Below are 24,615 nucleotides of genomic sequence, written 5' to 3' on the forward strand. Positions count from 1 at the left end.
CTAAGTTTTTCACCCCGGCAGATACAAACGCAAAAAGTCTTCTAACAAAAGTGAAGTGACTCCGAAAGTTAGACCAGTCGCTGCCTTAATTTTTTTATAATTATAGTATTCTATATACTTCCAAATTTTTTTCGATACAGAAATTCTGATTTTATGATACCGAAGAAATTTTCAATAACGACATTGTCATAACCATTTCTTTTGCGAGACATACTTTGAGTTATGCCACAATTTTTAAGAGAATGACTGCATTGTTCCATTTGATAGTGCCCACCTTAATCAGAGTGAATGAGGAGTTTATCTGGATCGGTTACACAATAAAAGGCTTTATCACTGACGGTTTGATTTAACGCCCATTGTCTACGAGTGCCCTCGAGCCGCTTCGTATTGGGTTTGTTAGATTATTGCAAAATGATCTACGCTCATTTCAGTAGCATGAAAGAACGTCTTTAATTACCTTTGCAACTGTTGTCCCACTGTCTTAGCTTGTGTAAGCTGTGTTTTATACCTTTGTATTTCACTAGCATTTTTGCCCTGTTTCTATTTGGCTTGATCTAACGGCTTCCGATAGTTTTGTACTTTACTAGCTACAACAGTATGTTGCTTCCCAAGGTTATCTATTTTCAGACGTAATTTCTCTATTTTTGAAGCATTCTCACCAAACGTTACTTTTTGTAACTCATATTGAGCATTCAACTTAGAAAAAGAAGATTGTAATTGCTCTTCCTGTACACTCCTGAAATTTGTAATAAATAACTATTTCACTCAAATATACTCATGATTTATATAAATTAAGCATATATTTATATAGACACAGTTATCCATGGTACATGCACAATTTTTGTGCTTGCTTTTTTCCTCAGTACAATAACTATTTTGCGAAAACCTTTTCACCTTTTAGTCAGACAAACATATGATGTACTATCACTCATAGGGTTCTCTTTTTTTCAAGAGTATATATTTGATATGTACTCTTTTTTTATTCCCCTTTACGAATAATCTCTTTTACATTACACATACTATTTACAAGTCAACTTCCCATGACTACACTCTTTCAAAGCGGAGCTTTACCCTCCGGACTGTTTAGACACATGGTAGGTAATTTAGTTAATTACCTACCATTTTTACGTACAATCGTATTTTTTTACAAAATACTTATTTTGTAAAGAAGTTTTATAAGCTTCACAAAACCGAATATAATCGCCACGTTACAGAATCTAAAACAAAAGCATCTAATTGAATTATAATGTTACCTAGCTTTATAATGAATATGTTAAAAGACACATAAAAAACTGCAGGACTAACTGCGCCGATTAAAAACGATTATGTAGTTTTTGGAAAGTTCTACGATAGTATAGCTGCTAATACCTTACGACAAAAATTCATAAAATATGTAAAAATCGCCTAAGTTAAAAAGATTGTGCTTCATGAGTTCCGACATTCTCATGCATCGTATTTAATAAATAAAAGTGTTAGTCCACTTATAGTTGTACAACGTTTAGGTCATTCAGATGTTGCAACAACTTTAAATACGTATAGTCATTTATATCCATCAAAACAAGCGGAATTGGTTACATTTATCGTTTCTGACAAAAGACTCCTTCCTCAAAAATGTGAAGGTATGAAACAACATGCCTCCCCAAAATAGAAGAAAACAATGTGCTTTTTTACTAAACTTCACATAAGATGGATCCTTTTTAATCCATTGCTCCCCACCAATATTTAATCAACCATCCTTTTCGTTCCATACGACATAAGATTTTGGTTTATTTAGTTGATGAATTTTAGAATATCCTGGTGTCGGGCCCTTTACGTAAATTAACGTTATAGCCTTCAATGTAAGCCATACCGTCTTTTACAACTGTTGGTATTTCTGCCAGTTTAAATAGCTCCTCAGGAACAAAAACATCCGCACTTATTGTGTGCACCTTGCTCATAAGCTTGAAATTAAGTTTATGACACATCCTGTGACTTTAAGGAATCAAATGAATCTTCATAATCTGTTCCACCAAAATATTTTGTTACATCATAGTGAGTCCATAATCTTTTCCCACAGATAGTTTGTAATCTTTTAAAATTTTTGCTAAACGCTTCACGTATTTCCCATATCAACACTTAAACTTTGTATAGTCTACTGTTTCGCATAACTTTACATGTACAAATCGTTTATTTTCTCCTGTTCCTGCATAATGAACGATTGCTGAACGTGATGTATGAGACTCATCTTTTTGAATATTAATAGCTGGAGCTTCTGAAGTTATCGTAAAATGTGCTAAAAGCCCGCATAGCACCTACACCATTACGCTATGGTTGTCTAAGTAAATTAGGAATAACAAATGTTCTATCAGCAAAAGAACTAGGAAGTACTAGAATCATAAGGTATATTGTTTTTATAGTCACAACTGGAACATAATTGACTAGAAGCAAACATTCTAGTTTCCAAAACAACTTGTTTGCAATACCACTTCGTTTTACATTCCAGCACTATTCAACATTGTAATTCAAGCACTTCTCAAATTAATTTTATAAGCTTTCTTTAAAAGGTATATTTAAAACTTATTATTTGTATGTAAACCTAAACAGGAGTACAAACTAACTCTATATCTAATAAAAAAGGAGTAACTGTATAATGGATTACAATCATTCATCAGAAAAAAAAGAACAATTATTTTTACAACTCAAAAAAATGCATCAACAACTTGAAAATCATCAAAAAACAATTGAAACTTTAGAAAAAGAAAAGTCCAAAATGATGTCTCAAATCATGGAACATTATAAAAACCTAGACTATTGAAGTGAACCCGAATAGTGGTACATGAAAAAAACACCTCCTGAATTCGCATACTAAGTATGCAAATTCAATGGAGGTGTTTTTGGTTTGAAGGCAAGAGTTCATTACCCAGAAAAAATAAAGTGGAAAGTGATTGAAATGAAAAAGGATGGATATTCCAACCGGACCATTATGGAGAAGTTTGGAATTAAAAATGTTTCCCAAATTAAGACGTGGATGGAGTGGTATCGTACCGGTCAAACGTACCGTTTTCAGCAACCTGTAGGAAAACAATATTCTTATGGAAAAGGGCCAAAAGCGTTAAATGAATTGGAACAGCTACGGTTAGAAAATAAACAATTAAAAACAAAAGTACTGATATGGGGAAAGTATCTGGAAATCGAAAGGAGTTGAACCCGGAAACTGTAGTTACTTTATGGACCGATTTCAAAACAAAACTAACAGTAAAAGAATTATGTAATGTATTAGAATTACCCCGGTCTACATTTTATCGTTGGTTACAACGAACAATGGATCTAAGAGATGAGATAGAAGCGAAAATAAAGGATGTTTGTCTTCGGCATAAATTACGATATGGATATCGAAGAGTGACCGCAACTCTTCGGAAAATGGGGCTGTGTGTGAATCATAAAAAAGTATTACGAATCATGAGACAAAATCAGATTCTCTCAAAAGTTCGTCGAAAGAAAAAGAAATATATCAGTGGTGCGGAGCCAGTAGTAGCCCCTCATCGATTGGAACGCCAATTCGATGCATCCGCACCAAATGAAAAGTGGTTTACGGATGTGACATATCTATTATTCGGAGAGCGTACCTTGTATTTATCAACGATTATGGATGCCTTTAATCGTAAAATTATTAGTTATGTCATCAGCGAGTCGCAAGCACTACCATTAGCAATGAAGACATTAAAACAAGCAATGAGAGGGCGAAAAGTAAAAGATGTCCTTCTTCACTCAGATCAAGGAAGTATTTATACAGCGAAGGAATTTCAAGTATATGCCAAAGAAAACGGCATTATCACCAGCATGTCCCGGAGAGGAAATTGCCATGATAATGCCGTCATGGAAAGCTTCTTTGGTCATTTGAAAAGTGAAACCTTCTATTCACAAGAGGTAACAAAAGTATCCAACACAACTGTGCGAAAGATTGTGCTAGAATACATTCATTACTACAATTGTGTGCGAATTCAAGAAAAATTAAACCACTTGTTCCCTAAAGAATTTAGGGAACAAGTGGTTTAGGTGTTTTGATAGGTGTCCCGTTTTCGGGGTTCACTTCATATAACTAAAGTCTAGGTTTTATTAATAATGCATAACCAGTTCTTGATGCAAGCTCATTATCCTGTCAAACATTTCCTTTTACATTATCTATTTTTATAATATCTTATTCCCCTAACAATTTTAAAACAACTACACCTTGAATAGGCGTTAACGGTATGCACGAGTTATTTAGAACCAATTCACAGATGAGCAATTTTAACAATCTTAAAAATAAATTACAGAAAAAATCATAAAATTCAATGTACTTAAAAAATTAAATGGTAGCCAAAGTTAACATTTATGTATCCACCTTTGCCGTAATTTCAGAAGTTAAACAATAAGTGTATTAATAGCCAAACTATTCATTCGCGTTTTGCCGACCTAAACATCACTTTAAATTTCGATGTACTATCGTATCGAATTAGAGTCTAATATACAATTTACAACTCATTAACAAAATAAACGTAACTAAAGTTCTTATTGTTTTATCGATTTATTAACTGCGTGACTTTCGCAATTATTATCTCCCCAAAGCAAATCATATCCTAAATATACTTAAAAATAATTATATTAGCCATAAGTACTTTTCGTTATATGAAATGAATATGCTCCTACCTATAATAAAGGATGTTACTTATTTACTTGATGGAATAAAATTTCTTAAGAAATAATCCAAATAGAAAGGAATACTTATGTATGAAATAAAAAAGTCAAACAAATGCAAAGTGCAAGTACAAACAAACATTATTTGTAACAATTACAACCATGACTTTAGGGGGGCAGTATATTAGGACACATAGCCTCCGCATTTGCTGCTGAGAATCTAACGGAAAAACAGAAAGATATCAAAGATTTTACCGACACTGCTAGATCTCTTGTACTAGGTGCCACAGCACTTATTCCATATGTTGGATCATTTATTTCTCCAATAATTGGATTACTTTGGCCAGCTAACGTTGGAACAGCTATGACTGCACAAACTAAGACACTAGTTGCACTGATAAATGAACAATTTGCAGACTATGATATAGAGACTCTTGAACAAAAAAGAAAGATATTAAAAGATTTAATGTCCAGGTTAGATGACCTACAAAATAATAAACCGTTAACTTTTGGAGAGCAAGGAACGATACAATGAACGCCGCAAAAAAACAAGCTCTTGTAGGAATCATGAGCTGGTAGATGTTTGGATACCAAATGGAAAATATATAATTCGACCTGTACAAAATAGGAACATGGTTGTAGGTATGTCCGGTAATAACATACAGCTTGAAGAGAATAACGGCCATTTAAATAATCGACATATTTTGTCCAGTTTTTTTCATATATTCAATCCTATACAACTATATTCTACGTTCGATAGTTGTATATAGGGCACATTACAGAATTAATACTTATTTTTGGGCATAAATTACTGCTATGCACCCACAAATTGAAAAAAGGAAAAGGGATTGCCTTGGTTAAAAATAATAAACATTTGCTAAGACACTTCCTTTATCTAGTCTGCTTCCCAATATAATTGATGTATATTATTATAGATATTTCCCCAGTTTCCTTTTACAATTTGCACATCTGCACTAATAAAATTCATGCTAATATCAGAAGCATCATTTATATTTTGAATAAGCGATTGTAACTTAGCTTCTAGGGTCAACCAATTTGTATTCATAGTCTCTAGGTTATTCAGTAAACCTACTGTCCCCCTATTAACTCCATTAATATAGTTAATAATATCTAATACACAGTTTAATAAAATGTTCTCTCCTAGCACTGAATAACCTTGTTTTTCCTCTTCTATATCTATAATGTCCTGTATCGGTATACAATCATTTTGAAGTTGTCTAGAATTAATACCAACATTATTTCTGAAGCCCTGTATAGCTGTCAAAAACTTCATAACACCTTGTTTTTGAATTGTAATATCAGATTTAATAGTTTCTAATATTTGTAGAATTTTTTCTTTATTTTTATTTTGAATTTGTTGTTGTATATCATTAAATTTTTGTTGGAAGAGGGTATTATAAGAAAGAATGTGCTTTCGTGTAGTTTGCATATGTGGTGCTATTTCAACGGACCATTCTTTCCCTAGCATTCCCGTATTATCTACATGTTTGATCACAAGTATTAAAATATCTGTAGGAATAAGTTTATGTTCTAGACGCTTATATTGCTCCAGGGTATTATAAAATCCAGAACTTAAATCTAGCATCCTGCCAGCTTCTAAATTTATCATAGCTCCTGGGCTCATAATTTGGGCAAATACAGGAGTTGAATTGAAAAATAAAGATATCGTACACATACATAAAAAACAATACACAATTACTTTTTTTACAGATGACATGCACACCTCCTCTTTTCTATACTAATATAGTTATCCCTGTGCGATTTATAATGCACAGGGATAACTATATTAGTATCATTTGTTAATTGTAATTTTCGAATGCAAAGTGTCTGCATAAGATTTAATATTTAACCAACTATCTTTTGCTGTTTTTAGATCTTCCTTAACAAACGCAAGAGAGCTTGGTGAAATACCATCTATATTTTCCATTAATGATTTATATTTAGATCCCATTGTAGTCCACTGATCTTTTAACGTTTCTGCTGAATCAATCGCTGTATTAATTGTATCTGCAAATGTCTTAGTTTGATCGCTTGCTACTTTTAACGCCGCCACTTGTAAATCTGTATCTTTTAATTGCATTGTCAATTTTGTAATTTGAGAATTTGCTTCTTTTAATTTATTATTTCCTGTCACAATAAGAGCCACTCCACCACCAACGCTCCCCGCTGCAACGGTACCTGTAATGGCTGCAAAAGGTAAGCCCACACCACTTAAAGTTAATACTACCGTTAGGGCACCGAATCCTGTGCCCACAAGCGTTAGGACACCACCAGAAGCTATCATAGCAATTGCTGCACTTACTTGAGAATTATAAGCATCAATTTGTTGTTTTAGAGATGGCATAATTGCATTTTTTCCTTCTAAAGTTGTAAGCATTTGATTTGTATTAGTTTGAAATTCAATGGTATCTGTAAGCAATTTATCACGAAAACTCTTTAAATCTACTACCAATTTATCTACTTTTTCTTTATTCTGTTCGACGTTTTTATATAAACGCTCAATACCTTGCTTAGTAGTTGCCTTATCCTTTTCATCAACAGCATCCACAATAGTTTGATAATAATTATCAAACTTGGATCCATAATTGACAATACTTTGGTTTACATTAATCAATTCCAGCTTTAATACATCTATCCAATGTGTTGCATTTCCTTGTGCAATTTTTTGTGTATTTATAACGGCGTCCGCCAAATCTTTATCTTTCTTTTCTGTAAATATATTTTTATCTAGTTTAATCTGAGGAGACTTTAATAAAGTAAGGGCGTAAGCATCTAACACTATTACATGTGATCCCGTTTCTTGCAACACTTTTTGCAATTCCTCTGGCCCTAAATATTTATCTGGTAAGTTAGGCTGTTTTTCATTTTTCACCGTAACTTCTTTAGTTTCATCCGCAAACGCATAAGATAGCATAATATTTTCCATAGATAAAGTTGTAACCAGTGCAGCACATGTTATTAACTTAACAGGTATTTTTCTCATAAATATCCTCCCTTTTGATCTATAAATAATTTAAATACTTATTCCAAATGCTCTCTATTGATAGGAAATGTCCGTTATTACCTTTTCTTGTTGCTTAGCTTGAGCAGCCAAATCATCTACCCTTTTTTTAATTTGCGCTAAATTTTTTTGTAATATAGAGCTATCTGGATTAATTTTATTTACATATTGCTGCAGTTCAGTAAAAATTTTTTTTAATTCAAACCAATTGTCGTCAAATCCCTCCAAACTTTCTTTTCCTTTTGCGACATTATCTTTAAATGCGTTCACTTGCCCTACTAAAAGCGTTAAAACTACTGCATCTGCTTTCGCATTTGTTAATTTCCGTGTGATTTCTTGTAGTTCTTTACGCTTTTCCTCTAATTTTTTTGCAGCAAATCCTACTGTCACACCACCACCTATAAGCCCACCCGTTCCACCTACTATTCCACCTAATGCAGGTGCAATACTACCCAGTGCGGGTACCACAACTGCAGCCCCAACACCTCCTGTAGCTACAGTTGTGGTAAATAAAACGACAGTTCCAAAAACAATAGTTCCTATCCCAGCTACCATACCGATGGTTCCACCTACAATTACTCCAATTTGGGATCTGATATCACCATTAATTACTTCAATTTGTTTTGTTAATTGTTCAACTTCTCCATTCTTATTCGCTAAAGATGTCGTCGCTTGAGCAGCTGCATTCATAAAATTTTCTGCATCAACATTAAAATATTGTTGGAATTTTTCTAAATCTAACGACATCTTTTCGATTTGATTTTGATAACTATTCAAGCTCTCTTGTAATTTTGTAATTCCCATCACAAAATCTTTTTTAGCCTGATCATCCGTGCTTATTTTAGAAGATAATTCAATCAATTTATTATAATAAATTAGAAATTTTTGTTGAAATGAGATAGATTGTTGATTTGCAGTAATAAAACTTGGTTGAACTGTATCCAACCAATAATAGGCATGTTGCTTCGCCTTTTCTTGGTTGGATTCCAAGTTCGGCATGGCCTCAATTGCTACAGTAGGTTGCTTTAATAATGATAATGCATATGCTTTTAATAAAACGCTCTGTGTTCCTAAATTTTGTAGTGCTGGAAAAACCTCGATATTACTTGTATTTATGTTATGGTTTTCCATTTGTTTTTTTTCAGCTGCGCATGCTGGTAACGGTAATACTTGACTAGCTATCACAGCTGTAATTACAAACCCTGTTAATATTGGTAACTTTTTCATCCTATCTCCCCTTTCAAGTTTCAGATAACAAATTGATTACCCAGTAAAGGAAAAATCTATTTTAGACCTATACTTCAGACATAAATTTCTCTATAAGCATCATATTTAGATCAAATTCATATAAATAAATGTACAATAAATAAACAGTTTCAATTATCAATTAAGTAATTTGGTAAGATGATTTTTTAGATGATTTAGATTTCTGAAATAATGAAAACATCTATCCGCGCTCCCCTTTTGATTATCACCTTTTAAATATTGCTAGATGATTTAGATGAAGTTATTCACTTAATCCATGCCGACATATAAAGAATTAAAGCAACAACTTCAAGCTTCACTAGAATATCTCAATAAACATATTAAAAAAGAGTGTTGGGAAACCCTTCAGGGTTCCCAACACTCTGGAATCATTTTGATTTTAGCGAATAAAAACAACATAAAATAATAGAGTTTCAAAAAAATAGCCCTCCACCAGCCCTTTTTAGGTCAGATGAAGGGCTATTTTTTCATATTTTGACAAGTTGCGGTGAGATAAGCCTGCATTTGGACAGACTTCAGCCCCCGAAATCGAGCATATCGATAGCCATGTAGTTCTTTGGCGTCCGCAAAGCTTCGCTCTATAGTTGAACAGCGTACTTTGTACAACTTTTTCCCTGTAACTGTTGGTTTGTTTTTTCTAGCGATATCCTTATATTTCGCCCATATATGATGAGTGATAACTTTTTGTTTTTGTTTCTCTGAAAAACATACCTCACGTAGTGGACAAACAGAGCAGTCTTCTGGATTGGATTTATATTGACGATATTCTTCACGATCCGTTGTCGCATACTCTAAAATACACCCCATCGAACAAACAAATACATTCATTTCTTCTACATATTTAAATTGGCTTTTTGGTACGTCTTTATTTCGTTTTCCAAATCGGCGATACCCCATCACCATAAATATATTTCTCTCCGATAATTTCTTACAGATACACCCTGTAAAATAACCTGCATCAAGAGCTACAGCTTCCACTTTAAATCCGAATTTATCAATTTAAGCTTGTAGACGTGCTAAATATGGCTCGGAATCTGCCATATTTCCAGCCGTTACATAAGTATCTGTAATAATATTGTACTTCGCATCAGTCGTACGATGGTCTAAGAAATGAAAACCGTTCAGTTTTCCATCTCTCATTAAAAATCCACTATCTGGATCCGTAGTACTTATACGAGTTTTTTAGTGGGAGTATCACTTTCCTTTCTGGGTTTTAATTCTTTTTTTCGTGTACTTCACGATTTTCAATTACCGCAGCTTCTAGTTCATCTATATAAAATTTTGCCTTTTCTTTTTTATATTTATGTACAAACTTATTTTTATTAGCATTGGCCTTAATGTGCGTAGAATCTGTCATCAGCGCACGTCTTCCCACCATCCGGTGCTCTGTCGCTTGCCTCACAATCTCATCAAAAATTTCTTCGAAAATATTTGCATGAATAAAGCGAGTACGGCGATTCCAACTGATTGTAGAATGATCTGGAATAGTATCTGATAGAGAAAACCCTAAAAACCAACGGTAGGCGATATTCGTTTTAATCTCTTTTTCCAATTGACGCTCCGAACGAATACCGTAAAAATATCCACTAAACATCATTTTAAATAAAAAGAGAGGATGGATTGACGGACGTCCATTGTTTTCGCAGTAATAAGGGCGTAACTTCTCTTCAATAAAATCAAAACTAATTGTCGCTTCAATCGTACGAAGGAAATAATCTTGTGGAACCCACTCTTCTACAGAAACAGATTCACGTTCCTCACGATGATTTTTTAAAGCACCCATCATAAAAAATCTCTCCTTTACCTCTTTTTATCAGCGTTGACACATAAAAAGAGGTTCAAATACAAAAACAACAATTACATCCTCGTTTTTGTATATAGACATTATAATTAAAAAATATTTTTGTTATAGTATTTCTTAATTGCATCTGACCAATTTCTACATTGACAAACTCCAAAATCCAAGCAAAGCATGTTAAAAATTTACTCATGAAAATCTGGTTACAATTTTTAAATTTCCATGCATCATTCCAAGTTGCTTCTATTTCTTTAAGAGCACATTTATTTTTGTGTTCTACTTACTTAGAACTAACTAGAAATTTCATATAAATATTTTATAATCAAAGAAAAAATACATGTTTAATGCATTTTTCACCCTTAAGTAACTTCTAGCATTTTCATTATAATGTAAAACACTGACTTTGACACTCCCACAGCTAACGCCACAAGTCCTACACCTTACGGTGTAACGGATGGGATTCTTGCATGACTAAGCATTCGCAGTCCATTTCTGTTTTGAACAGCCTTCAAGATGAGGGTGTGCCATCCCCCTCCTAAGACAGACCATATAGGTTCTTAGGCTGATGCCAACACAGTTACGTAGCGAATATTCATCGCCCCAACGATATCACGATGTTTCTCAAATCCACATTGACACTTGTATTTTCTGTCTTGCGCCTTGTTCTTTTCAGAACATTTCGGACATGTTTGACTTGTATAAGAAGGGTTCACATATTCGACCTTTATGCCAACTAATGTCGCTTTGTACTCGATGAATTGTGCTAAACGATGGAATGACCAAGTGTGTAGATTTTTTTCGTTTTTACGGCTTGTTCGTGCCGTCTGTCTAATGTTCGTTAGTCGCTCTAATCGAATGACAGAAATATTATTATCCGTTGCAAAATCAACGATTACACGACTTGCTTTGTGTTCTTGGTCTTGCATCATCAAGTTGACGAAGGGCATTCAGTTTCTTAGCTTCTCCTAACTTCCTGCGAAATTTACGTTTCATAAATTTGTTTTGCCTACTGTTCCCGAAGAAACGAACTTTATCCTCATCTGTGATGGCTACCGCAGGAACTTTGAGACCTAAATCTACTCCTAAAATCTTTGTTCCCGTTTTTTCGTTTGTAGGAATCGTGATAGATATTTGAGCAATCCATTTAGCAGATTTCTTCATACGAAGTGCACCTAACTTGCGCTTCAACAATTCGAAATTGCGATTATATTTGTCGATTAATAAAGCACGAACCTTTAAACGAGTTGACTTTCCGTTTACTATAAACGGAATTAAAATGTGCGTGAAGTCAAATGAATAGTTTTGGTTATTCCATACACAAACAGGTCTTTTTAAAATCGGAACGATCTTGTATTTACTCTTTTTCACCTTTGTAGAAAACACACTTTTCGCATCTTTAATTGCTTGATTTTTCACCGCACTTGGGATATTAGCCTCAATATCCTTTGTACTTTTCTTCGTGCTTTTCTTTGCTTCAACCATTTCAGATACAAGGGTATTAATGATTTTTATATACTCGTGACTACTTTGTTCCAATAGCATGATTTATTCTTTGGTTGGAAGCAATTTCACTTTAACCGTGATGGCTTATAGCACAAGTTTCACCCCCTCGTTTTTTGATTTTCAACATAATGTTTTATTGTCTCACTTGATACATTTTCAGCAGTAGAAACAAAATAAGAACGCGTCCATAGGATCGGCAAATGTTGAAGATGAGGAAATTCTTCTCTCAAACGTTTTGATGTCACTCCTTTAATTTTTGCCATTGTATCAGCTGAACTAAGTGTTGGTGGTGTATTTAAGAGCAAGTGACTTGGTCTTTGTCGCATTTCATTGCAACAATAGAAATACCCCATTCTCCGCATATTTCTTGAACCAACTCTTTGAAACATTCTTCTACTTTTATGTTAAGAAAAATCTTTTTTCTGTATCGCGGGCAAAACACAAAATGCTAGTTAATTAATGACACGGCTATTTTGGCTCTTCTATAATCATTCATCATGTTCGTATCGTATTAGTTAGATTATAAAACTGCAACACAAAAGATAAAAAATAAACATACTAAGATTAGTAGTGCAGACCAAGGCATTGGTTCGCACTACTATTTTTTTATATAGTAGAAGTGAAGAAAGGGCCGAGGTTTCTTTAGGATTTAGAATCCGTAAAATAAACTGGCTTTCTTCGCTTACCTTATTTGAATCAATTTTTAGTGTGTAGATCCTTGAGATCGTGTATAAGAAATGGGAATCGATAAGTGTAAGCCGAAGACTTCCATTCCATATAAGGAGGAACTTTATGAAACATGTAATCGCGTTTGACATCAGTATGGGTAAAAGTTATATGGTTATTTATAATGCGCACAAACAATGCATTTTTGAACAGGAATTGAAACATTCTAAACCTGCATTTGAAGAACTACAGGAAAAGATTCTTAAGCTTACAAACGAAACAGGTGAACCACCTGCCATCGTATTTGAAGCCACAGGTATTTATTCTAGACAGCTAGAACGCTTCATGCAAAATAATCAGTACAGCTATTGTTTATTAAATCCCTTAGAAGCAAAACTACAATGCGATTCCTTACGAATCCATAAAACGGACCGAAGTGATGCACATCGGTTAGCTCTTACCCACTTTACAGTTACCCGAAGGGTATCCCATAAAACCGATAATGTGTACCTTCAATTACGATCTCTTTCGAGATTTTACAGCGAACTGGATGGAGAGTTATCTATTCTTCGTGGCCGTATGCATAAAGTAATCCAACTAACATTTCCAGAATTAGAAAAAATGTTTACGAGTAAATCTGATTTATTTTTAAACTTTGTTCAACTATTTCCTCATCCAGATTACGTAGTACCTCTCTCTAAAACGGTTATAAAAAATCGTATTCGTGCTAACACCAATAAGAAAATATCAACTACGCTAGCCGAGAAAAAAGCTCTTCAAATTCTTGAATTAGCCAAACATTCTTACCCAGCTGTTTCTCAAGAAGATGTACTATGTGATCAGCTCAAAGCATATGCAAAACGCTATCAAGAACTTCTTCACCAAAAGCAGTGCTGTATTAACAAAATGGTAGATATGGCCGAACAACGCCCAGAATATCGTATCATTCTAAGTATCCCTGGAATTGGCCCCAATACAGCGGTACGTTTAATGGCTGAAATAGGCGATATGACACGTTTCGAAAACAATAAACAATTAAATGCATATGCCGGTATCGATATACGTCGCTTTCAATCAGGCAAAACCTTTTATAAAGATAAAATTAATAAACGCGGAAATAAGCATTTACGTAAATTACTGTACCTTATTATTCAAAACATGATTAAAATACGGCGGTACGGTCGCAATCACCTTGTAGAGTATTACGATAAATTAAAAACGCAACCCTATAACAAGTGTCATAAAGTTGCGTCCATTGCATGTGTAAATAAGTTATTGAAGCTTCTCCTTCACCTTATTACACACAATATACACTATGATTATCGGTTAACGGCCTAACATCATAGTTTCATTCATTCTACCACATCCTACCCCTACTAAAAAAACGAATTCATAGTGGGGATATTTAGTATGCCCGCAAATGAATACTTATATTTTGTAATAACCAATGTATTAAAAATTTAAAAATACAGATTGACTAATCGTAAGAAAAGATACCAACATTTTAGATAAGGAGTGCCCCCTTTTCATCCTTCTCCCAAACACAAAAATTACATATTTTTAATAACAGATATATTGCTTTGCATTAAATTTCTTCACTCTGCTAATCCTATAGAAAAAAGATGATCCTTTAAGCAAACTATATTAAGGTCATTCAATTTATTAAGTTAGAATAATTTTGTCTACCACATAGACAAAATTACCGTTGCTTCTAACGTATTGTTTTAATTAAACTAATTAAACTTAAGCTTCCAATATTAAAATAGTGTAAACAATAAATTCTACGCTGTTTTGAACCTAATATACTTAGATACAATTCTTCTCTTGCCTTAAAGTGCACTTTATACCTTAAAATAATTTTGCACTCAACATACTTATAGTATTACTAACAAAATATCTTAATCTGGAGGTGGAATTAATTTATTGACTATTCCAACATTAAGTTGGAATCAATAATTTAAACCATTATGCTAATTCAACGTCAATATCATATTTTAAAACACTTATTACAAGAATTTAGATGGTTTTCACTGAACGAACTGGCTTTTAAACTTAATTGTTCCACCAAAACAATAAATAGAGACTTATTATACCTTCAAAAGATAATCCCGAATAACTGGTATATCATGTTCCACAAAACTAAAGGTGTGAAATTATATAAACCTTTAAATACATCCAATAATGAGATAGATCTATTATATTGGAAACATACTCTATTGTTTAAAACCCTAAATATTTTATTAGATACAAATGTGACATCTAATTCAATACTAGCTGAAAAATTATATATTCAGAATAAAAAAATACCTAATCTATTAAAGCAGGTTACATGCTACTTACAGCGTTACAATATAACGTTGAAAAAATCCCCATTGAGACTTTCGGGGAAAAATGTAGATATTCTCATTATGTATTATGATTTATATATGAATGCATATGACGATCAAGATTGGCCTTTTACAGAATTTAAACGCGAGTTGCTCATGGAATATTTGACGGAAGTTGAAAAAACAAAAAAAATTATATTTTATAAAGAGTCTATAAAAACATTATCCTTTTTTATTTGTTTATATTTAAAAAGAAAAAACAATGGATATTCAATATTATTAAAACATTGGCAGATTAGACATATAAAAAAATCTAATCAGTATAATAAATTAAAAAACATCACTAAATGTATATTCGAAAAATATAATATCCAATTGTCATCAACGGATATTGTTATTTTTATTATGGCAATAAAATGTTCAGCGTACACATACAAAAAAGAAAATAATCCACAACCTATTCGCGACATAGAGCAGCCATCCAATCCAATTTTAATCACATTTATACAAAAACTTGAAAAAAGATTTAAAATGGACCTTTTATGTGATATTGATTTTATAAACATATTAAACCAAATGTTGTTGCCTAAAAAACAAAATTTCCTCCCATCTAATTATTGGAGCAATTTTTCAACTATCTCACATATAAGAAAGAAACACGCAGCTATTTTCTATGTGATAAACAAAAAAATAAATTTTTTAGAAAAATCATACAAGGAAAATAACTCCGAATTTCAGCCAAATATATCACCGTATTATATCGCTTTATTAACTATACATATTGCGACGAGAAAAATGAAATTACAACAAAAAAAATCTCAGATTATTCTACATACAAAAGAAGGAAAGTACTGGCATAAATATTTAATAGAGTTCTTTAACTTAACATTTAAACAAAATATAAATTTTATAAGTGTACACTATGAAGATTTAATACAGTTGGATATAGAATACTCAGATGTATCTTGTATCATAACTGATACACCTATTGAAATTAGTCATATTCCGACTATCTTTATTTCTACTATACCCACTAGACGTAACTTAGAGGAAATCAGAAAATTCTTATAATTTAACTTTTTATAACAAAAATCATACTTAGACAGCATAACGAGAATGAATCCATTATAATTGTGGATTCATTCTCCATTATTCTGTCTAAATTTAAATTCCATCGTTACTTTCTCTAAGAGAAGACCTTGGTCCATTGGGTTTCACATCTTTTAATATAATTTCTTTGAACTACTCACCATAATCCCTATTTTGGCTTGGTTCTTGCAACTTCGGCAAGCTTTGGCCGATGGAACGTTGAAAAGTAATTTGCACAAGTATATGATAGCAAACATGTTAACCTATGCCAACTGACATTCGTCTCCCACCTAAATTTGATGTTTCACACCTTTATATTTTTGAAGAAGGAGTCTTCTGACGGAAAACCGATAAACTTTTTCTACCAGCTCTTATTTTATCTTCAATGTCAACAAGAATTAAATTTGAAACATTAAAACATTTTTATCTACACGTATTACAACCCTACTTAGACTTTCAATTAAAACCATGCGAGTTATTCTTAATAAAAGAATCTTCTCACTGGAATAAAAGACGAGTAAAGGTAGCTTGAATTCATGAATACATGGAAAATACTAGAGAAATTTTTTTAAACAAAACCTCGACTGAAATCATCAAAAACCACATTATTATAGGTATAGGGGATTCGCAAGTTTCAATCTAAAAAATGAAACGATAAGATTTCTATATGCAAGGACTGTGAAGCTAGCCTAATCAATTTGAGTTCGATCGAACTCTTTACTTTGGAATCCCCCTCTTCTAAACGAATTGAAGGTAGGGGCAGTTCAATTCTTATTACTAGGATACATAAAATTCCCTCTTTTTTTTAGCTCCCTATATAAACTACTTATATGACAGCCCACTATCTTAGCGATAATTGGGTATTCTATTCCATTTTCAAACAACCAAATTGCATATTCACATTTTCTATCCCATTTTTCTTCTTTCGTTTCTCTCGATTTTTGTCGTTTATCTAATTTCATTTCATATAATTTGTTTAATTCTTGCCCTATCTCGCATTCCTCAATACAATAATAAGGTTTTTTATCCCTATAAATACATTTTCTACAATGCTCTTTCTGTAAATCTAAAATTCTAATTTTACGCTCAACCAGTCTCATATATTTTCCTTTCACGACTATATTGTATGTAATTAGTCCCCAGTTATTATGACTAAAAATAAAAATACTTCTATAGTTTGCATTTCATACTTTCATTAGAATAATAACAATCCTTTTTACTTCTTCGTTATAAATTTTATATATTTTCATCACACCTTCACTTCTACACCTCACAATATCCAGACTTTTCAGAACACCCAAATGTTGAGATGTTGTAGATTGTGGAATCCCTAATAGATTACGTAATTCATCCACACTACAACTCCCCCGTTGAATTAATTGCTGTAATATACATAAACGAACGGGATGTCCTATTTTTTTTAGTATTTTTGCCTGCTTTATATATATATGTAAATTCCCCACTTAGTTCCCCTCCAATCTTTTCTATATATTTCAATTCGATATATCCCTTGTTTATATTTTATGTCTATTGTTTTTATAAAATTTAATTGCAATAGTTGTCTGTTAACTAAATTTTCTACTATTTTTTATACTTTACAACAACAATACTGTCTTTGTTTGAGACAAATATTACCTTTCTTTAATGTGTAGATATATTTCACAAAGATTCTATTAAACATTTCTTTTTACAACACTTGAAGTGTTCAATAATCTATAACGTAATCCTAATAAGTTACTCCCTCTTCATCTATATCCTACTTACATTTTATAGAAGTTTTTTGTTTATTAACAATTTCCATTACAACTAAAAAATTATGGTTTGAAGTACATAAGCACAACTTAAAACAGCAATTCAAGTGAAAAAACCTTATACTGCTGAAATATTAATCAAATTAAAATTTTATATATTTTCTCAAAACATTCCCTGTTTTATATGAAAAGCTTTTTCTTGCTGTGATAATAATGTGAAACACCGGTATATAGCTTGTAAGAAAACATTGACAACTATGTTAGACTCCTTCTTTATAATTTTCGCTACCCTGCTTCGAATTAATTGTGCTTTCTTCGCCAAAAACACCTTCATTAAATTTTACATACTTACTATGCAAAATTTAATGAAGGTGTTTTTATATATCACTATTCAAGTTCACTTCAGAATTAAAATGTATACTTTTTATACAATAATTGTAACGAATTTATTTTGCAATAAAACGCCATAATGTTTCTTCTTGTATATTATCCTTTCTAGCATCTAACCATGATTTTGAATTCGTGTTGTTATATGACAAGTATTTATTATTATATAAATTTCGGAAGGTAAAATAATTATTTTTTTTCAATACATTAATACTTTCAGAATATGAATCAGGAATCCAAACTTGTGTATCTTTGGGTAATTTAGGAGCACTTGCTACTGTACCTAATTGCACACCATAATATGTAGGATTATACCCAAACATATCTACCCCCTCCACTGGGGGACTATCCGCCCTAATTATCGTCCAATCTCCCATTTGTACATACCTATTACCACCAATTCCCGCATAATGATCAAACCTAATAGTTTGCCCACTTGGACTTGGGCTGCTTTCATGCTGAAGCAAAACAAATTCTTCACCTAACCAAGTTTCATAAGCCATACCACGACCATTAAATACATAAGGTTCCATATAATATGATTTATTGTATTCAATAGGATTCCCATCTATATCTAATAAACAACTTGCAGTTTCTGCATTTATTGTAATGGAATTAAAACTAAACATTACAATAATAGTAAAAATAAATTGATATATTTTCAGTGTAGCATTTATAAAAATTACCCCCATGCTCTAATTTATTTACAACAACAAAATACCACAATTTTCAGCGAATAATTCTTTAAAAAGGTTATTTGTCAAATACACAAGTTCAATATGCTAATTGAGCTTGTACAGCAACAAGCTATTTTACTATGTCAATGAATGTTTCATTGTTAATATCATTGCAATTTTTTAATCGTAAACCTGTAAATCTTGCAGTGCCTTTTACTAACATCTGATTTTATGTATCATACAAATAATTGCATTTTACACTGATTAATCGTTTCTTATTTTTTATGTTGAATGCCTTTTCCTTTCTTAAATGTGTATAACATAAAACAAACCCTACGATTGAACTACCCCCACTTCAATCCGACCGTAAGGTCGATAAGTGGGGGTAGTTCTAAATCATATTGACATTGGATATACTATACATGTCATCTAGAGAATTACCATATGAGAGGCACCTTCAACTGAGAAAGGTGTCTTTTTGTCTTTAAAGAACATTACACACTTTAAAAATATATGATACACTACCCCCAATAAACTCCATTTTGTATCCGAAAAAAGCAACTCAGATCACCACCCTGGATTGTTTTTTCTTTTCTTTAAGTTATATAACGTGCTTCTTATGCATATATATATATAATGGTTCGAGAAAAACCACGAAAAAGAGTATTCCTCCCCATCCAACTGGGAATACTCTTTTTTCATATTTTTACACTTCATGACACATATAAAGAAGCAGCATTCGATTTTATTCTTCTTTGACTAAACAGGGGACCCTCCATTTTTATTTCTATCTTATTCTCGTCTGTCATTACATAAAGTAAAATACAGAATAACCCTTTTTATTATTTTTTTAATTTACATACACATAGGCCTCATTTGCTGTTATATAGTATGTGTTCCCTTTACTGTTATGCACCGTGTATTGTGGCGATTCATTTACACTTACCTTCACCTGCATGTAAAATACCAGCACTATCTTGGCAAGATAGTGCTGAATAGAATCGCAAATTGGCTACTTTGACCACCTCGCTTCTAAATAAAAAGAGAGACTTTCGTCTCTCTTTCATAGGTACATTTAAACAAGTGTTCTAAATTCCACCTTTTAATATTAGCCCGAGAACTTCCATTACTATTGCACTAATTACAATTCTTAAGATCCAAGTTGTATTTGCGCTTATTTTTTCTAATTGTTTATTAATTGTTATAATGTCTTTTTCATTAATGGCTGTACGAATTTCTAGATTACGAAGATCTCGCATAATTTCTTTTTGTTCTGATTTGAGTCTATCAATATTTGCATATACGTCTTCCATATATTCACACCTCTCTAGAATCTTAATAAAGTAATCTTTATATAATATGGGACAATCTTTTTTACTGTGAATATATGAAAGCCCTTTTCCATCAAAACCGTATTTTATAAAAATAAAACCTACTAATTATTTTAGACTTAAAAATTAACAAAAAATATATTTTTTTACACAAATATCACCCCAACGAAAATAACCGTACGCAAGATATATTGATACACCGCATTATCTTTAGTTGGCCTTACTGTTTTTAAACTTTGAACAATTTCATAGAGAACTTCCCTCAAATATTTTGAACCCCTTTTTGTTATTTTTCGTTCTCTTGCTTCAAGTTAGCCAGATTGATACAGTGATACATTAATTCCTGCATATGCCACTAATGCTTTTGAGGAATGAAAACGTCGAATATCTCCTATTTCTGCTAATAATCTTGGCCCTGTACGATCTCCCACACCAGACATTTCTCTTACTACTTCACATTTAGGAATAGATTCCGCTATTGTTTTCATCTGTGCTAAAATAGGTGTGGTTATTTCGATTTGCTCTCGAAGTGACTTAATCAACAGGCTCATCATCAGTTCTGCACATTCTGATAAAGGAACTGTTTGTACTCCTTTAACTGTAAATTCATATATTTGTATGGTTTTTTCCTCTGTAATTATATGTCCATTTTTAGTTGCCCATTTTACAAATAGATTATTGAACCTCTTTTGTCCCAACCTTGAAACATGATCTATGGTTGGATACTTCTCTAATACATCTAATAAAGTCCTTTCCATATTGTTATGATAAATCTTTTTTATACCTGGAAAGCACTTATCTATCAACTGAGTTAACTGATTTTTTATTTTCACTTTGATCCCCATTCTTGGCTGACTGATCTCTCCTTCACTACACTATCCCTTCATTTTCACCTGTTACTCGAGTGTTTGAACTCTACCTACTTAATCGAATTCTTGATAGTGAGTGATGGTTGACAGTTTTATTTACGAATGTTTCAATTCTAAAGTCTGCTCGCCAACCAGTCGTTCTCATCATATATGAAAAAATTATGACAAGCTATTCTTCGAATAACTCCTCATACTTATATAATACGAAAAGTTATACAAGTTTGACTTATACTATCTAAATTAGAAAGCTTATGGCATGTAAAAAGTACTTCCACTTTTAACACCGTTCACCAAAATTCTATCAGCTACATTATCTGCTTCAGTTGTCAGGAGATTCCCCCTTGTATAGGTTGCTTCTTTAATTGTTTCATCCGGCTAAATTCTAAACGCCTTATTCCAATCCCAGTCAGATCCTCCAGATTGTAATACTAGGAACAAATAAACACTCTCCATTACCCAATCTGTACATTTTCCAACGCACAGCATTGTTACCGACACTTGAAACGATACTGGAACCTAGCGAATCAACCATCGATGCTTCTTCCAAACTGACCATTTAACAACTTTCTGAATGAAACTTGTATTGTTTGGCGCCCAAATGTATTCTACATGAAAATAAGCATTTGAGCCCCCAGAAGAATTGTTTGAATTGTTCCCTAAATAACAACCTATCTCCGCTAATACATTTAAGTCTTTACCATGAATCCTAGTAAGTATATCCGATAGGTTGTACGAAAGTAGAGTAGCTCTCAATCTTTCTAACAACATCCATCTTATCAACAACCTTTTGACAAACGACCTCTTCTTTTCGAAAGAAGAATCTTCCCACGTATCTTAGGTAAATGCTGACATACAGTTGATTGAGGCACTTCTAACAACCCCGTTAAATGTAAATACTCTTCCACAACAACTACCTTTATATTTTCACTAAGATGCTCCATGTAGTCCGCAAACTTATATTATGTTTCCATTAACTTTCATCCTCCTATTCAAGTTCTTGTTTAGTGTGCAATTTCTATAACTACAAAGGATAAAGCATCCATTGTAGTTATAGGATGCCTAACTTTAAGATATAATGGTCACAGGCTTTTTTTAACACCTTCATTTGCTACATCAAATAAAATATTTTTATAATCCGTAGAATTAATCAATACTTCTGTAGTTCCATGCCTCCGCCACCCCGAACTATATTTTTACTATAATTTGATTTTTGGTTTTTAAATCTCAATTAGGTACGTGAAATTTTACTATCTCGTTATTAAATAATAGAAACATGCATAACGAACAGCACAGCTTATACCCTCCACTCTAGTATGGCCCCATTATCCATTAAGACACCGCTTACAGGTTTGTTGACCATCTTCGCTGTTTTCTCCAAGTATCAAACTAATCCAGCACTATGCTCTACAAGTCAAGTCATCTCATGCTTACCAAAGCTGCGCAAACTAAGTTGAATTAAAATTTTTTTAAAAATTTCTATGAGTATTCATATTGTAGGATTTTTCACACATAAAGCTCTTAATACTAAAGAGTTTTTCGATTAATATTTTAATTATATTTATTTTATTTCTTTTTTATATAAATTTGATTTATATATTATTTTCATTAGAATTCTTCATATCATATAATAAATCTAATTCTATACTATAACAACGTATCTTTTTTTAAATATATCCATACTGCTTATAAACTAAAAAAATATACCTACCTAATTTATTACATACCCTCTTCTACTGTATCTGCTGGCAGATCATGTTCAGATTTTGAGAACATTGTATTATATAGAATCATATACAGCATGATAATCACGTTAGAGTATCTATGTGTAATGTGACATTCTAGTTCAAACTTATGTGCCAAAACATGATTAATACCAAGAAACACATTCATAAACGGCATACCTGTACTTGCAGAAGCGTTATGCATTTCCTTGCATATTTTATTATTTTTATATGTTTTTGATAAATATTTAAATATGAGATTAATGGTTTTTAAAACCAATCCATTTGTATAGTCATTTTTCATAATAAATACTAAAACGGCACCGTCATTACAAATTGCGGATTAATAATCGCTACAAATTATGATATTTATCCTAGTGTTGAAAATGTATATTTCTGGGGATTTATGTATAATTTTTATTATCCTATTTTTTTGTCTATTTATTCTCATACACACCTCGATCAATTTCTCCAATCTTCATTTTTACTAATGGTATATATTGATCTAAATCAGATAATTCCGTTTAAGGAACTATTTGATTTATTTGCTCTTATATATAAGATTCTAGTACTTCATCATTTAATTCCATAGGTGTTACCTCTATTTTGTCTATAATTATTAAATCCCTAAGTCTGCAGTCATTTATCTCTTTGTAAATGACTATTAATTTATTTTAATAAGTAAAATCTTATTGTTGTAATAATTTTACTAAAAAAGGCATTTTACACTTATATGTAATTTATTTAGTGTTATTATTTAATGTGTATAGCAGTTAAAACTTTTTAAAATAATAGTATATATACTATTATTAATTTTTACTTGAAAATATATTTGTTGTCCCCATTCTATTTAAAATATATTTGTTGTCCCCATTCTATTTGAAATATGAATCCTTTTCTTAAAATCTTATATAAATATATATCTTATATATATTAAAAATATAAAGAAAAAACTTATATAGGATCATAAAATATAGAATAAAACTTGCTATGACAATGTTTTTAACTTACCTTACTGTAAAAAATCATAAATGGTATGTAATGGGAGCGTGAAAATAGACTTTGTTGTACTATCCTATCTACATAAAATCATAAAAAATACCACTATTTCTACATAAAACAATAAGGAAAATAATTCAAAAATAAGTATGTTTATTCAATTGTAAATAAGAAGATATTTTCTATATTTGTCCACAATTTTTAGTTATCTGTACACAATTTATACACATTGGGCATTATTTTATCCACTTAATTCAGTTATTTATATTTAATCACATAAAACTTGATGAATTTTAGTAGTTTTACTTATAGACCCCTTATATAACAATAATAGTGTGATAATTCTATTCACAAATGATACTTTTTATAAACATATCCACTAAAAATATATTTTTTCTTATGATTTTATGTATAGTAAATTCCGTATTTGTATATAAATTGGATGTATTTTAAGTTACTATTGTGGAAGTTAAGAATGAAGAATAACATTTACTGTATAGAGTTGCATAAAAAAAGATTCTATTTTCAATAGAATCTTTTAGAAAAATATATA

16 protein-coding genes and 8 pseudogenes are annotated in these 24,615 nt (G+C 31.8%); 7 read left to right on the forward strand and 17 right to left on the reverse strand.

What is annotated here, in order from left to right; translation table 11 throughout:
* Nucleotides 1-9: 9 nt before the first annotated feature.
* Both M1D66_RS28965 and M1D66_RS28970 read right to left on the reverse strand, forming a co-directional pair.
* Nucleotides 10-371: pseudogene (locus M1D66_RS28965) on the reverse strand (hypothetical protein); the annotation flags it as partial.
* A 169-nt stretch (nucleotides 372-540) separates the two neighbouring features.
* On the reverse strand, nucleotides 541-696 hold the full coding sequence (locus M1D66_RS28970) for a hypothetical protein (RefSeq protein WP_479831989.1): 156 nt from the start codon (nucleotides 694-696) through the stop codon (nucleotides 541-543).
* A 463-nt stretch (nucleotides 697-1,159) separates the two neighbouring features.
* On the opposite strand from M1D66_RS28970, the pseudogene M1D66_RS28975 reads away from it, so the two are divergent.
* Nucleotides 1,160-1,648 (forward strand): annotated as a pseudogene (locus tag M1D66_RS28975) (tyrosine-type recombinase/integrase); the annotation flags it as partial.
* On the opposite strand, the pseudogene M1D66_RS28980 reads toward M1D66_RS28975, so the two are convergent.
* Nucleotides 1,578-2,376 (reverse strand): annotated as a pseudogene (locus M1D66_RS28980) (N-acetylmuramoyl-L-alanine amidase). The pseudogenes M1D66_RS28975 and M1D66_RS28980 sit on opposite strands and share 71 nt — an antisense overlap.
* A 253-nt stretch (nucleotides 2,377-2,629) precedes the next feature.
* On the opposite strand from M1D66_RS28980, the gene M1D66_RS28985 reads away from it, so the two are divergent.
* The 3 genes from M1D66_RS28985 to M1D66_RS28995 all read left to right on the forward strand — a co-directional run bounded on the left by M1D66_RS28985 (nucleotide 2,630) and on the right by M1D66_RS28995 (nucleotide 5,191).
* A complete protein-coding gene (locus tag M1D66_RS28985; RefSeq protein WP_242555270.1) occupies nucleotides 2,630-2,794 on the forward strand; it encodes a hypothetical protein in 165 nt (54 codons plus the stop codon).
* Between the two features lie 84 nt (nucleotides 2,795-2,878).
* Nucleotides 2,879-4,035, forward strand: a protein-coding gene (locus M1D66_RS28990; protein ID WP_242555271.1) for an IS3 family transposase whose coding sequence is annotated in 2 segments (ribosomal slippage) — nucleotides 2,879-3,128 and nucleotides 3,128-4,035 — 1,158 coding nt in all. Because the reading frame shifts where the segments join, the coding sequence is not laid out codon by codon here.
* 985 nt (nucleotides 4,036-5,020) lie between these two features.
* The gene (locus M1D66_RS28995; protein WP_242555272.1) at nucleotides 5,021-5,191 is read left to right on the forward strand and encodes a hypothetical protein; all 171 of its coding nucleotides are present in this window, start codon (nucleotides 5,021-5,023) and stop codon (nucleotides 5,189-5,191) included.
* A 360-nt stretch (nucleotides 5,192-5,551) separates the two neighbouring features.
* Here M1D66_RS28995 and M1D66_RS29000 read toward each other — a convergent pair whose 3' ends face one another.
* The 6 genes and pseudogenes from M1D66_RS29000 to tnpA form a co-directional block, all read right to left on the reverse strand.
* Nucleotides 5,552-6,394 (reverse strand): HBL/NHE enterotoxin family protein, encoded by an 843-nt coding sequence (locus M1D66_RS29000; protein WP_242555273.1) that lies wholly within the window; start codon nucleotides 6,392-6,394, stop codon nucleotides 5,552-5,554.
* 75 nt (nucleotides 6,395-6,469) lie between these two features.
* Entirely contained in the window at nucleotides 6,470-7,660 is a 1,191-nt protein-coding gene (locus M1D66_RS29005; protein WP_242555274.1) for an HBL/NHE enterotoxin family protein, read from the reverse strand.
* 54 nt (nucleotides 7,661-7,714) lie between these two features.
* Nucleotides 7,715-8,905 carry an HBL/NHE enterotoxin family protein gene (locus tag M1D66_RS29010; protein ID WP_242555275.1) on the reverse strand — a complete coding sequence of 397 codons (1,191 nt, stop codon included), beginning with the start codon at nucleotides 8,903-8,905 and terminating at the stop codon, nucleotides 7,715-7,717.
* A 481-nt stretch (nucleotides 8,906-9,386) separates the two neighbouring features.
* Nucleotides 9,387-10,730: pseudogene (locus tag M1D66_RS29015) on the reverse strand (IS1182 family transposase).
* A gap of 569 nt (nucleotides 10,731-11,299) precedes the next feature.
* A pseudogene (locus M1D66_RS29020) lies at nucleotides 11,300-12,284 on the reverse strand (RNA-guided endonuclease TnpB family protein).
* Between the two features lie 59 nt (nucleotides 12,285-12,343).
* Nucleotides 12,344-12,687, reverse strand: a pseudogene (tnpA, locus tag M1D66_RS29025) (IS200/IS605 family transposase).
* Nucleotides 12,688-13,037: 350 nt separating this feature from the next.
* Between tnpA and M1D66_RS29030 the strand changes: the two are divergent.
* The 3 genes and pseudogenes from M1D66_RS29030 to M1D66_RS29040 form a co-directional block, all read left to right on the forward strand.
* Nucleotides 13,038-14,249: an IS110 family RNA-guided transposase gene (locus M1D66_RS29030; protein ID WP_242554879.1), complete on the forward strand. Its 1,212-nt coding sequence runs from the start codon at nucleotides 13,038-13,040 to the stop codon at nucleotides 14,247-14,249.
* A 629-nt stretch (nucleotides 14,250-14,878) separates the two neighbouring features.
* Complete coding sequence (locus M1D66_RS29035) at nucleotides 14,879-16,309, forward strand: AcpB/EbpR/MafR family transcriptional regulator (protein ID WP_479831990.1); 1,431 nt, start codon at nucleotides 14,879-14,881, stop codon at nucleotides 16,307-16,309.
* Between the two features lie 502 nt (nucleotides 16,310-16,811).
* A pseudogene (locus M1D66_RS29040) lies at nucleotides 16,812-16,964 on the forward strand (IS200/IS605 family element RNA-guided endonuclease TnpB); the annotation flags it as partial.
* A 127-nt stretch (nucleotides 16,965-17,091) separates the two neighbouring features.
* Here the strand turns inward: M1D66_RS29040 and M1D66_RS29045 are convergent.
* From M1D66_RS29045 to M1D66_RS29080, 8 genes and pseudogenes are all read right to left on the reverse strand, one after another.
* Complete coding sequence (locus tag M1D66_RS29045; RefSeq protein WP_437263921.1) at nucleotides 17,092-17,442, reverse strand: hypothetical protein; 351 nt, start codon at nucleotides 17,440-17,442, stop codon at nucleotides 17,092-17,094.
* Between the two features lie 69 nt (nucleotides 17,443-17,511).
* Nucleotides 17,512-17,790 (reverse strand): ArsR/SmtB family transcription factor, encoded by a 279-nt coding sequence (locus M1D66_RS29050; RefSeq protein WP_479831991.1) that lies wholly within the window; start codon nucleotides 17,788-17,790, stop codon nucleotides 17,512-17,514.
* Nucleotides 17,791-18,524: 734 nt separating this feature from the next.
* Nucleotides 18,525-19,157: a hypothetical protein gene (locus M1D66_RS29055; protein ID WP_283502735.1), complete on the reverse strand. Its 633-nt coding sequence runs from the start codon at nucleotides 19,155-19,157 to the stop codon at nucleotides 18,525-18,527.
* Nucleotides 19,158-19,992: 835 nt separating this feature from the next.
* Nucleotides 19,993-20,167 (reverse strand): annotated as a pseudogene (locus M1D66_RS29060) (N-acetylmuramoyl-L-alanine amidase); the annotation flags it as partial.
* Nucleotides 20,168-20,230: 63 nt separating this feature from the next.
* Complete coding sequence (locus tag M1D66_RS29065) at nucleotides 20,231-20,455, reverse strand: hemolysin XhlA family protein (RefSeq protein WP_479831992.1); 225 nt, start codon at nucleotides 20,453-20,455, stop codon at nucleotides 20,231-20,233.
* A 329-nt stretch (nucleotides 20,456-20,784) separates the two neighbouring features.
* Complete coding sequence (locus M1D66_RS29070) at nucleotides 20,785-21,306, reverse strand: transposase (RefSeq protein WP_479831993.1); 522 nt, start codon at nucleotides 21,304-21,306, stop codon at nucleotides 20,785-20,787.
* 812 nt (nucleotides 21,307-22,118) lie between these two features.
* Nucleotides 22,119-22,283, reverse strand: a complete 165-nt coding sequence (locus M1D66_RS29075; RefSeq protein ID WP_437263919.1) for a hypothetical protein — start codon at nucleotides 22,281-22,283, stop codon at nucleotides 22,119-22,121.
* A gap of 775 nt (nucleotides 22,284-23,058) precedes the next feature.
* A complete protein-coding gene (locus tag M1D66_RS29080) occupies nucleotides 23,059-23,367 on the reverse strand; it encodes a hypothetical protein (protein ID WP_479831994.1) in 309 nt (102 codons plus the stop codon).
* Between the last annotated feature and the right edge of the window lie 1,248 nt (nucleotides 23,368-24,615).

The sequence above is a fragment of the Bacillus sp. PK6-16 genome, assembly GCF_056530295.1.